Genomic DNA, 11,018 nt, shown 5'->3' with positions numbered 1-11,018 from the left:
CGAAAATGCGCGATATTTACCGTCGTTTCAACCCCATTTAACACCACTTTCTCAATACTCCAATCAAATTGATAAGACTCACCGAGTGGAAATTTTTGAGGAATAAAAACAGCCGTAGCGGGTGGGGAAAAAGACGATTTATAACGCTTAATAAAACGAGAAACACAAGGGTATTGCCCTTCAAAACCAAGGCTTTGCAAATACTCAAAATGACGTACTGCGGTTAAACGTTGAGAAGGTGGCTTATCCATCTCCTCTTTGAGTCGTTCAATTAATAGTGCTTTATAAGGCCCTAATTTAGGTGAATCTGTGTGTTGACGTTGATAGTTTGGAATCTCAATCATATTGAGATATTTTTTGACAGTACGACGACTGAGTCGAAGTTTTTCAGCGATTTTACGCTGAGAAAGCCCCTCTTTATGATAAAGGCGACGTATTTTTAAGATGGTTTCCATGCAAAGCATACCAGGTTATTCCCTGTTTAAATAACAAGGAGTTTATCAAAAGATGCAGTGGATCACTTTTCGATGATCTTACTGCATCAGCCTGGCGCATTTTTGCATGATCATTAACAAGGTGAGATATGGTAAATGATGTAATTGTTGTGCAAGATGCAGAAATACGAGTAATAGAACAAAACGGCGAGGATTACATCAATCTCACCGATATGCTCAAAGCAAAAGATGGCGAATTTTTTATTAGCGATTGGTTAAGAAATCGTAATACACTTGAATATATCGGCATTTGGGAAGAACTCAACAACCCCAATTTTAATTATGGCGAATTCGCCACAATTAAAAATCAGTCCGGACTAAATCGTTTTAAAATCAGCGTTAAAGAATTTGTTGCCCAAACAAATGCAATAGGTTTGCAGGCTAAAGCAGGACGCTATGGGGGAACATATGCCCATAAAGATATTGCATTAGAATTTGCAATGTGGATAAGCCCGGAGTTCAAACTCTATCTTATCAAAGAGTTCCAACGCCTAAAACAAAAAGAAGCTGAAGATAATAAACTAGAATGGAATGTCAAACGTATTCTTAGCAAGGCGAACTACCGCATACATACTGACGCAATCAAAGATTATCTTATACCCAATTTGCTCAACACCAAACAACATCAATTTGTTTATTCCAGCGAAGCAGACATCCTTAATCAAGCCTTATTTGGGCAAACAGCAAAGCAGTGGAGAGATGAAAATCCTAATTTAAAAGGGAATATGCGGGATTATGCTACTGTAGAGCAACTAACCGTATTAATAGGTTTAGAAAACCAAAATGCTTTATATTCAGCAAGGCATTCCACAAGAAGAACGCCTTGCCATTCTTAATCGCCTAGCTATCCAGCAAATGAAATCATTACTCAACACTGCGGCTTTGGGACAACTAAAAACCAAACCATTATTAGAAGAATAATTGACAACCAAAACCAACCGCCCTATAATTCAGCCACTTTCAACAGAAAGTCGGGATTGGTCTCCTGAATATCTGGCGGTAGAGAATAACCGCATACAAGCGGTTTTTTTGTACCCAAAAATCACAAAAAAACCTTTTCAATAAATTTATTGAAAAGTCCCAATGATGGGCTAGGCGGAAGATCGCAAGATCGCCGTTCGCTAGATTCGGTAAGACCAATTCTGCCTAGTTCATCACCAATGATTGGTCTCTGCGGTGATGATTATTTTAAAATCAATCTAGCAGGTGTCAAAATGACAAACTCAAATCTTATTACCGTTTTCAACGGCTCAATCTCTAATCAAATTGTTCAACTTGCCAATGCTCGTGATCTTCATTCTTTCCTTGAAAGCAATCAAGATTTCTCTAATTGGATTTCAAACCGAATTTCTGAATATGGCTTTATCCAAGATGAAGACTATATCATTGTTACAGAGCGTACTAAAGGAAGACCCCGCAAGGAATATCACATTACTCTCGATATGGGCAAAGAGCTTGGAATGGTCGAACGCAACGAAAAAGGACGACAAATCCGCAAGTACTTTATCGCTTGCGAAAAACGGCTAAAAGAATTGCAAAATCCCCAGCCGAACCTACCGCTTGCGGACGAACCCAAATTCAGTTTTGAGCAAACCCAAGCCCAATGGCTACGCTTTGCAAGTACTTGGTACGCACTCTACAACTGCGTAGAACTGCTTGCCAAGCTCGACAAACCGCTCCACGCACTCGGCTCGCACTACGCCCCGCAAGTCTGCGGACACGCCACCGAGTACAAAATTACCCTCGGCGTAATGCACCGCCTGCTCGTCCCAATGTTCGAGCAGTTTGAAGTCGATCCACTCGACGACCCACACTACTACAAAGCCCTCAACACCCTACGGAACTACAAACCGCAAGGCTTAGGGGCAATCGTTAGAGTTTAACCCCAAACCCACTCCCCTGACTGCTATTTCCCACGAAATCCGGCAGGGGATTGTTGCACCCAAAATTCACCTAATCGACCAAAAAAGGAACACAAAATGCAGAAATTCAATCTCGCCACACTCGGCTACACTGCTTTTGCTCTCGGTTTATGCCTACTGATTGGCTCAAACCTCACAAGCTGCCAACCCTACCCAATCCCGACAAGCAACCAATCCGCTTTGCCGGTTCAGGACAATTTAGAGCCGGAGAAAATCTGGACTGCAGCCGACTTCAAGTCCGCCGAACTCGACCCGCTTAATGTGAATTACAACCTCGCAGGCGATTACCCGCCCGATAACATCACAGACGAAACCGTTCGCCTAATCCGCGAACACAACCGCAAACAACTACACCGCTTAACCGCAGGAGCAGTACAATGACCCGAACATTCGAACCTAAATCTAAAGTATTCAAACGTTCAGACGGCTATTATTATGGCGAAATCTATGCAGACGGTAAAGTACTGGAACGCACAAGCGGTTACTTTTCCGAGCTAAATTGCATCACCTACCTAAACCAACGGGTCGATTACTGGAACGCCCGCAAAAATCTGCAAATTCCCAAATACATTAAAAAGGATTAACCGATGGACTACAACACTTGGGCATTACACCAACATCTCGAAGCCGAATACCAAGCTGAAATGCAAACAGAGCGGGAAGATGCCGAATTTAACCGACTCGAAAGCCAACTTGCCAAGCTACTCACCCAACACGGCTTTGAAGATGTGTACGACAACATCACCGGTTCTGATGTGTGGGTGGCTGCCCTCACACAGAGAGCACAGCAGAATTTACAATCTCATTGTTTTTAATTGACACTACCGCCCTTTCGGATTAAGATAACCGCACTACTAAATACAGCGGTTATCCGCACCCGACAGCATAGCGGTTTTTTTATGCCTAAATTTTGCTAAATACCCAGATCTGGGTAATTAGAAAATCAATGATCGGGTCGAGAGAGCCTAATACAATACCGAAAGGGAATAAGCTCCGCCGACTGTATTCGGTAGTTGAAGCCCGATCAACCCTACTAAGGTTGTTCGAACGATTAACTTTAAATACAGGGGCATAAAAATGTCAAATTTAACCATTCTTAAAACTTCAGTTAGCCAATTAGATAATCTTTATTCATTAACAGATCTTCATCGTATCAGTGGTAATGAAAGTAAACACGCACCAAATAGGTTTGCCCGCTTAGATCAAACCAAAGAGCTAATCGCAGAAATTCAAGCACAAGAGCCAACGGTAACGCCAATCAAAACCTTGCGTGGTACACAAGGCGGAACATATGCCTGCAAAGAACTCGTCATCGCCTACGCCGCTTGGATAAGCCCGGCGTTTCATCTGACCGTGTTGAGAGCATTCTTAAACCAAGTAGAGAATTTACAAAATCCCCAGCCGAACCTACCGCTTGCGGAAGAACCCAAATTCAGTTTTGAGCAAACCCAAGCCCAATGGCTACGCTTTGCAAGTGTTTGGTATGCACTCTACAACTGCGTAGAACTGCTCGCTAAACTCGACAAACCGCTCCACACACTCGGCTCGCACTACGCCGCACAAGTCTGCGGACACGCCACCGAGTACAAAACCACACTTGGCGTAATGCAACGATTGCTCGTCCCAATGTTCGAGCAGTTTGAAGTCGATCCACTCGACGACCCACACTACTACAAAGCCCTCAACACCCTACGGAACTACAAACCGCAAGGCTTAGGGGCAATCGTCAGAGTTTAACCCCAAACCCACTCCCCTGACTGCTATTTCCTTTGAAATCCGGCAGGGGATTGTTGCACCCTAAATTCACTCACTTTTAAGGAATACACAATGACAACCGCTCTTCAAACCTTAACCAATAAACTCGCTGAACGTTTTGAAATGGGAAGCAGCGATAACCTTGCTCAAACCCTAGTTGCGACCGCATTTAAAGGACAGACTGTTACCCCGGAACAAATGACCGCCTTGCTTGTGGTCGCTAACCAATATGAACTCAATCCGTGGACGAACGAAATCTACGCATTCCCCGTTAAAGGTGGTGGCATTATCCCGATTGTCGGTGTGGACGGTTGGTACGCCATTATTAACAAACACCCGCAATTTGACGGTATTGAGTTTGAGCAAAATGCCGAAAGCTGTACCTGTCGCATTTTTCGAAAAGACCGACAACGCCCGACAGTAGTAACGGAATACCTTGACGAATGTAAACGTCCCACCGACCCGTGGAATAAATACCCTAAACGAATGCTACGCCACAAAGCCGCTATCCAATGCGCAAGGGTAGCATTTAGCTTATCGGGTATTTACGAACCGGACGAGGCAGACCGTATCAACGAAGGGCAAACTGTCGGTACACCACAAAATCAACCCGCCCCAACGAAAAACGCCGGCACCGGCGACCCGAGCAATGCCGAATTCGAAACACTTGTTTCTACACTAGAAAGCATTGCACAACAAGGTATTGAAGCATTAGAGCAATGCTGGAAAAATCTCACAAAGGAACAACGGTTTATCGTCGGTTCAAATGAGCTGGCACGAATTAAGGAACTAGCCAAACAATATGAGCAAGGCACAATGCAAGATGCGGAATTTACGGAGGCGTAATCGATTATGGCAATTTTACAAGGCAGTGCAGAATGGTTCGAACAACGGCGAGGTAAAGTTACCGCCAGCCGTATCGCCGACCTAATGGCAAAAACGAAATCAGGTTATGCCGCTAGCCGGCAAAACTACCTAATGCAACTACTCTGCGAACGGTTTACGGGCAAGGTAGAAGAAAGCTACAAATCGGACGCAATGAAACGAGGCAACGAACTTGAGCCCGAAGCCCGAAACTGGTATCAAATTGAAACGGGCGAAGTCGTCGAACAGGTCGGTTTTATCGACCACCCATACATTGATTTTGCAGGGGCAAGCCCCGATGGTTTAGTCGGTAATGACGGCTTAATTGAAATCAAATGCCCTAACACCGCTACCCACATTGAGACATTACGCACTAAACAGCCAAGCGACCGCTACTACAAACAAATGCAGTGGCAAATGGCAGTAACCGGGCGGAAATGGTGCGATTTTGTGAGCTTTGACAACCGCCTGCCCGATAACCTCGCTTTCTTCTGTACCCGCATTGCGAGAAATGGTAGCGTGATTGCAGAAATTGAAGCAGAAGTTACCGCTTTCCTCACAGAATTAGAGGTATTACAAACAGAGTTAAATGCGACCTCACAAGCTAAATAACCACCCAAGCCACAACATAGTGGCTTTTTTATTGCCTGAAAATCAACAAAGGACAAATTATGTGTGAATGTATTGATGTTTATAAATCAAAACTCGCCGACTCCTTGCAAGAGCAAGGTGTTGAGTTGATTGGCGGTATATCATTTAATACCGTGTTTCCAATGAGAAATTTTGAAGTTTTAGGCGAAAGAACGGTAGTTGAAATTCAGTATGTTGAAAAGAAAACATCAAAAAATGGGGATGTGCGTGAAGTAAAACGCAGAACAAAAGTGATTAATGATTACTGTCCATTTTGTGGCAACAAATATGAATAAAAAGGATAAATTATGTTAGAAAACAACCGCTGGATACCCGAAGTTACTAGACCAACCTTAGATAAGCAAGACGCTTTCACTGCATTTCTAAAATCGTGGGTAGCAAACAAATATCAAGATGAAATTCAAGAGCACATTAACGACTGGCTTGAAGAGGGAGAAGAATTTGATATTGAAGAATTTGGCATCTACCAAGACATTTTAGCCCAATGGAATGGTGATAATGAAGACACTGCCGAGTGTTTAATTAAATGGCAAGGTTGGAGCTATGCTGATGCCAAAGAGTTTGAAGAAAAATGCTTGAGTTTGGATATTGATAAGCACGAAAAGAAAGTCTCTGAAGACTGGATAAAAACTCACGGCTATGAATTACCGTTTCCAGTAGGGTCAAAGGTAAAGTGGCGAAAATATGAAGGGATTATCCAAGAAGACCCGGATAATTACTATTTCCCACAGGGATTAGTTTGCGTACTCACAGATGAAATGACCGCAGAAAACAAGCGAAATGCCGAAAATGGACTATCCCATCGGCGCGGTGGATATATCGCGAAATGGGAAGAGTTAGAGTTTATCTCTATCGCCTAATTTGATCAACCCCGACCGCTTGCCTACACAAGCGGTCTTTTTCTAAGGAAAATTTGCAAAATGAAACTGACTTTCAACCCCTTCAAGCTCCGCCGGCAAGTCAAATACTATGCCACCCAATACTCCAAACAAGCGGTTGTGCTTATTAACGCTAACGAACATATCGCCGAACTGATTGCGGAAAATATGACGCTCCGACAACGGGCGGACGACTTAGCAAACTCCCTTGAGCACGCCCAATTTGAAATCAAACGTTACCGAGCGATTGAACAGGTTGTAACGCACGGAAAAGGCTTTTCCCTATGAACGCCATCATTGATTAAAGCCCACTTCGGTGGGTTCTGTTTTACTTATTCTCTCGCAATTTCTGACGAGTAAATTCAATTAAGCGAGGCAAAATAAAAACACCAACAAGATTTAATATCGTTTTTAATAATAAATATTGGTAATAGCCTATTTTGCCTTCTTCTGAGAAATTAAACCCTAATTCTGTTAATTCTGCATAGCTAAATTGCCCTAGTGTAAATAATCCAACTGCTGCTCCACCAATAACAAGGTGATGCATAATAATGCCCTTAATACCATATGTTTCAATGGCTTTTAAATAAGTATTGACGACATAGGCTGCAATCAACGCAAGAGCAACAAGTTGAGAACTAAATGGCACATTAGGAACCAAAATACGATCAGCGTATAACATAATTAGCCAGAATAAAAATAAATTGAGCAAAAACTCTTTAATTATGACTTTATTCATGAGGAGCAAAAATGAAAGGTAAAAAACAAACTGAATGGGAAAAATTCTACAATTGGTATGAAAAAAATGTCAACAGCATTATATGGCATATTGTGATTATTGGTATTTTCATTGCTGCACTTATAGATGTTATTGCTGCAAATATGAAATGAATTTGACAAACCGCCAAAATCGGATAAGATAACCGCACTTATTTTCCAAAAGCGGTTTCCGCCTCCGATATAAAGCGGTTTTTTTGTACCTAAATTTTAGGTTTAATCCGAAATGATCGGGGCGAGAGAGCGATATACAAGACATCTGAATAAGCTCCGCCCATCTTTTGGAGGGTAAGTTGAACCCCGATCACCCACTTAATGATCGGATTAAATACTTAAATCCACAAGGTACAAATTATGTCAAATCAAGTTCAATTCAACGCATTCAATTTCACCGGAACAGTAGTATGTTTAGCCTATTTAAACGCCCTTTTGAAAAAGAGACCTTAGAAAGTTGGTCTAAAATGTGTGATGATGTGGCTAAAGTGGCTATTCTTGCCGAACCTGTTGTAATTTGGGGAAATGCTGATATACTCATCAAAGTTATCAACGGCGTATTATTGTTAATCGCCATCTATATTTTTCTGAACTTAGGCAGAAAACTTAAACAAGCCAAGCTCAAATTGGAGGAGGAATAAAATGGAAGGTATCACAGCAAGTATTATCGTCTTTCTCTTAATGGCAGTAGCATTTAATTACTTTGTCACCAAAGCCTTAAAAGAAAATCAGAAATAACCAATAAATCCCACTTTACACGGTGGGATTTTTTGTTATATCATTCCGATAACGGTGCTGAACACACCTAGACTCATAGCGGAAACCAACCGCAGTAATGCGGTATTTTTATATCCTGATTTTATGATCGGGTGGCGTTTCGTACATACAAGACCGCAAGGAAAAACGAAAGGCTGTCTATGAGCAGTGTTCAAGCACCCGATCGCCCTATCTGAACAGTAGGGTTAAGTACAATTACTCATAGGATATAAACAATGTCAAATCAAGTTCAATTCAACGCATTCAGTTTTAAATCTTCCCAAGTCCGTGTAATCACCGACCCAAATCAAGAACATTGGTTCTGTGGAGCGGACGTCTGTGATATTTTAGGCTATACAAACTCACGAAAAGCCTTGCAAGATCACTGTAAACAGGCTGGTGTAACGAAACGTTACATCAGCTATCCAAGCGGTAGAAAAGAAGCAATCTTTATCAACGAACCCAATTTATACCGCCTGATCATCAAAAGCAGAAAACCTGAAGCTGAGCCCTTTGAAGCGTGGGTATTTGAAGAAGTGCTACCGCAAATCCGCAAAACAGGTCAATACAGCTTACACAATTCACAGCCGAACCTACCGCTTGTGGTTGAGAAAAAATACACCCTCACACTCACGGAAGACGAATTACGTTCACTGGTGTGGTTATGGAAGTCTGCCGAAAGAATGCGGAACATTCTCGCCCTGCTCTACAAACCTCTTGAACTGCTCGGCTCAAAATTTTCAGCTGCCGTGTACGGTTCAGCCACCGAATATAAACGCACCTTAGAGCAAGCCCGCAAAATACTGGTGCGGGAAACTAACACCATCGAAACGGACAAGTGGGACAGCAACAACTGGAATAACGTCCTGCACGAACTCCGCAAAGGCGAGCTACGCAGTTCGCTCTAATCTGCAAACTATTCACCTCAACCGACCGCTTACAGCAATGTAAGCGGTTTTATTTACCGACAGCCTAGCGAAAGCTAGGTTTTTTATTAACTCAACAATGGAGACTAAAATGAAACTTAAACACTTGCTTTTGCTGCCTTTGATTGGTTTAGGAATTAGTGCCTGTGATGATGCCGAGGTAGCTACGCATAATCTCAAAAAAGCAGCAGACAACTTTGAGGTAAATCGTAGAATTGTCTTTTACAATGGTATTACTGACAGTTATATATTAACCATTGAAGGACGCTGTTCGATTGATTTGAACCAATCAAAAACAGCATTCAATGTTATCTGTAAAACAGGCACATCGGATTTCAAGCGACATACTTTGGTTCTATCTGATAACACCACAGCTTTTGTCGAGCAGTTAGACCCCATCAAAGCCAGTGCTTATCACTACCGTGTAACATTTAAGCCATCAGCCATTATTCCTGATATTGATGTTAGGTAGCAGAAATAATCTAATAGCAACATCCGCCCCCTCATTGGGGGCCTTTTATTGGAGAGAAGTTATGGAAAGAGTCAGCCAAGAAACACTCTATGAAATGACTAAATATAGACAGAAATCCAAGCAAGCGGAGTGGCTCAGAGACAATCACATTCCGTTTCATTTCGACCGTTACGACCACCCGGTCGTTTTTCAACACGATTTAGATAAACGACAGCCCCGCAACGCAAAATCTCAATCTCATCCAATCAAATCAAAACCCAAATGGCAACCGCCGCCACTGAACTAAAGGAGTGAATAATGGGCAGACCTCGTAAGAAAGAAAACCGCAATCTTCCCGACAATGTCTATCTTCGCATCACTAAACGCAAATCCGGCAAAATCGTCAAACGCTACACTTATCGGGTAAAAGGTAAACAGGAAATTGAACTGGGCTCAGACTACAATCGGGCCTGCTTGAAAGCAGCTCAAATGAACATTGAACGGGAAAGCCCGAATGCTGATGTGATGACTTTTGGAATGGTGGCAAAACGCTACAAAGACGAAGTGATTTCACAAAAACGTGCCAAAAATACCCAACAGAGTAATCTATCCTATCTCAAAGCACTACTGGCGTTTTTCCACAATGCTCCGCTTGATGAGATTGAGCCACCCCACGTTGTCGAATATATGCAACGGCGTAAAGACACACCCGGTGCCGCCAACAATGAGTATTCTCTGTTTAACCATATTTGGAAATATGCAAAGCAATGGGGTTATACTAAACTCCCCAGCCCTGCGGAAAGTGTGAATAAATTTCCGATTAAACGGCGTGATATTTATGTTGAGGACCATATTTTCCAACTAATTTACCAGCACGCCAATCAAGATATGCAGGATTTGATGGATTTGGCGTATCTCACAGGGCAACGTCCTGTCGATATTGTTAGCATTCAGAAGGAACATATTTTCGATGGTTATTTACACATTACCCAACAGAAAACCAAAGCAAAATTGAGGATTAAACTTGTTGGTAAATTAGCAGATATTCTGAGTCGTCGTTTACAATCAAGTGATAATCTCCTATTCAAATCTAAAAAAGGTATCGCATTTAATACGAAAAAAGTAACAGATCTTTTTTCACGCCTTCGCCAAAAAGTCTCTGCACTTTATCCAGAATATGCCACCCAAATCAATGAATTTCAATTCCGAGATCTACGTGCAAAATCTGGCACAGACAAAGCAATGGCTCAAGGGGAAGAAGCCGCCCGACAACAACTCGGACACACTACGGTTCAAATGACGAAAACTTATATCCGCAAAGCCCCTATCGTTACCCCACTTATTGATACAGTTCCCCCATCAAATCAGGGCGAATAGCTCGCCCTTTTCTCAAAAGCGTTACATTCTATTTTCCTCAATTTCCCCAAAATAAGAAAATAGTTTCGGCATACATTGCATTTTTTCGGCATACATTGCAAAATAGGCTAAATATCTATTTGAATTTAAATAGAAAATTCTCACCAAGAAAAACGAGTAATTTTTATGCAAAA

The 11,018-nt window shown here is 42.1% G+C and carries 17 protein-coding genes and 2 pseudogenes; 17 read left to right on the top strand and 2 right to left on the bottom strand.

Features of this window, described 5'->3' with window-relative positions; translation table 11 throughout:
• Nucleotides 1-455, bottom strand: a pseudogene (locus E4T80_RS11965) (HTH domain-containing protein); the annotation flags it as partial.
• 128 nt (nucleotides 456-583) lie between these two features.
• On the opposite strand from E4T80_RS11965, the pseudogene E4T80_RS11960 reads away from it, so the two are divergent.
• The 11 genes and pseudogenes from E4T80_RS11960 to E4T80_RS11910 all read left to right on the top strand — a co-directional run bounded on the left by E4T80_RS11960 (nucleotide 584) and on the right by E4T80_RS11910 (nucleotide 6,852).
• Nucleotides 584-1,415: pseudogene (locus E4T80_RS11960) on the top strand (KilA-N domain-containing protein).
• A 293-nt stretch (nucleotides 1,416-1,708) separates the two neighbouring features.
• Nucleotides 1,709-2,377, top strand: coding sequence for an antA/AntB antirepressor family protein (locus E4T80_RS11955; protein ID WP_135058635.1), 669 nt, complete (start codon nucleotides 1,709-1,711; stop codon nucleotides 2,375-2,377).
• Nucleotides 2,378-2,473: 96 nt separating this feature from the next.
• Nucleotides 2,474-2,797 (top strand): hypothetical protein, encoded by a 324-nt coding sequence (locus E4T80_RS11950; protein WP_135058634.1) that lies wholly within the window; start codon nucleotides 2,474-2,476, stop codon nucleotides 2,795-2,797.
• Entirely contained in the window at nucleotides 2,794-3,000 is a 207-nt protein-coding gene (locus tag E4T80_RS11945) for a hypothetical protein (RefSeq protein ID WP_135058633.1), read from the top strand. The genes E4T80_RS11950 and E4T80_RS11945 overlap by 4 nt, the downstream gene beginning before the upstream one ends.
• A 3-nt stretch (nucleotides 3,001-3,003) precedes the next feature.
• A complete protein-coding gene (locus E4T80_RS11940) occupies nucleotides 3,004-3,231 on the top strand; it encodes a hypothetical protein (protein ID WP_135058632.1) in 228 nt (75 codons plus the stop codon).
• A gap of 262 nt (nucleotides 3,232-3,493) precedes the next feature.
• The gene (locus E4T80_RS11935) at nucleotides 3,494-4,153 is read left to right on the top strand and encodes a P22AR C-terminal domain-containing protein (protein ID WP_135058631.1); all 660 of its coding nucleotides are present in this window, start codon (nucleotides 3,494-3,496) and stop codon (nucleotides 4,151-4,153) included.
• Between the two features lie 90 nt (nucleotides 4,154-4,243).
• A complete protein-coding gene (gene bet / locus E4T80_RS11930) occupies nucleotides 4,244-5,017 on the top strand; it encodes a phage recombination protein Bet (RefSeq protein ID WP_135058630.1) in 774 nt (257 codons plus the stop codon).
• Nucleotides 5,018-5,023: 6 nt separating this feature from the next.
• Entirely contained in the window at nucleotides 5,024-5,647 is a 624-nt protein-coding gene (locus E4T80_RS11925) for a lambda exonuclease family protein (RefSeq protein WP_135058629.1), read from the top strand.
• Between the two features lie 59 nt (nucleotides 5,648-5,706).
• Nucleotides 5,707-5,961: a hypothetical protein gene (locus tag E4T80_RS11920; protein ID WP_135058628.1), complete on the top strand. Its 255-nt coding sequence runs from the start codon at nucleotides 5,707-5,709 to the stop codon at nucleotides 5,959-5,961.
• Nucleotides 5,962-5,973: 12 nt separating this feature from the next.
• Nucleotides 5,974-6,546, top strand: coding sequence for a hypothetical protein (locus E4T80_RS11915; protein ID WP_135058627.1), 573 nt, complete (start codon nucleotides 5,974-5,976; stop codon nucleotides 6,544-6,546).
• A 60-nt stretch (nucleotides 6,547-6,606) separates the two neighbouring features.
• Nucleotides 6,607-6,852 carry a hypothetical protein gene (locus E4T80_RS11910; protein ID WP_135058626.1) on the top strand — a complete coding sequence of 82 codons (246 nt, stop codon included), beginning with the start codon at nucleotides 6,607-6,609 and terminating at the stop codon, nucleotides 6,850-6,852.
• Between the two features lie 40 nt (nucleotides 6,853-6,892).
• Here the strand turns inward: E4T80_RS11910 and E4T80_RS11905 are convergent, their stop codons facing one another.
• A complete protein-coding gene (locus tag E4T80_RS11905) occupies nucleotides 6,893-7,303 on the bottom strand; it encodes a hypothetical protein (RefSeq protein ID WP_135058625.1) in 411 nt (136 codons plus the stop codon).
• Nucleotides 7,304-7,314: 11 nt separating this feature from the next.
• On the opposite strand from E4T80_RS11905, the gene E4T80_RS12860 reads away from it, so the two are divergent.
• The 6 genes from E4T80_RS12860 (at nucleotide 7,315) to E4T80_RS11880 (ending at nucleotide 10,845) form a co-directional block, all read left to right on the top strand.
• Complete coding sequence (locus tag E4T80_RS12860) at nucleotides 7,315-7,455, top strand: hypothetical protein (RefSeq protein WP_167740735.1); 141 nt, start codon at nucleotides 7,315-7,317, stop codon at nucleotides 7,453-7,455.
• A 290-nt stretch (nucleotides 7,456-7,745) separates the two neighbouring features.
• A complete protein-coding gene (locus tag E4T80_RS11900; RefSeq protein WP_135058624.1) occupies nucleotides 7,746-7,976 on the top strand; it encodes a hypothetical protein in 231 nt (76 codons plus the stop codon).
• Between the two features lie 351 nt (nucleotides 7,977-8,327).
• Nucleotides 8,328-8,999 carry a BRO family protein gene (locus E4T80_RS11895; RefSeq protein ID WP_135058623.1) on the top strand — a complete coding sequence of 224 codons (672 nt, stop codon included), beginning with the start codon at nucleotides 8,328-8,330 and terminating at the stop codon, nucleotides 8,997-8,999.
• A gap of 109 nt (nucleotides 9,000-9,108) precedes the next feature.
• On the top strand, nucleotides 9,109-9,489 hold the full coding sequence (locus E4T80_RS11890) for a beta-sandwich lipoprotein (RefSeq protein ID WP_135058622.1): 381 nt from the start codon (nucleotides 9,109-9,111) through the stop codon (nucleotides 9,487-9,489).
• A 61-nt stretch (nucleotides 9,490-9,550) separates the two neighbouring features.
• Entirely contained in the window at nucleotides 9,551-9,775 is a 225-nt protein-coding gene (locus tag E4T80_RS11885; RefSeq protein ID WP_167740734.1) for a DUF4224 domain-containing protein, read from the top strand.
• 11 nt (nucleotides 9,776-9,786) lie between these two features.
• The gene (locus E4T80_RS11880) at nucleotides 9,787-10,845 is read left to right on the top strand and encodes a tyrosine-type recombinase/integrase (RefSeq protein WP_135058620.1); all 1,059 of its coding nucleotides are present in this window, start codon (nucleotides 9,787-9,789) and stop codon (nucleotides 10,843-10,845) included.
• The last annotated feature ends 173 nt before the right edge of the window (nucleotides 10,846-11,018 follow it).

Origin of the sequence: Muribacter muris (genome assembly GCF_004569585.1) — a bacterium.
Taxonomy (GTDB): Bacteria; Pseudomonadota; Gammaproteobacteria; order Enterobacterales; family Pasteurellaceae; genus Muribacter; species Muribacter muris.
This window is presented reverse-complemented; position numbering and strand designations above follow the sequence as displayed.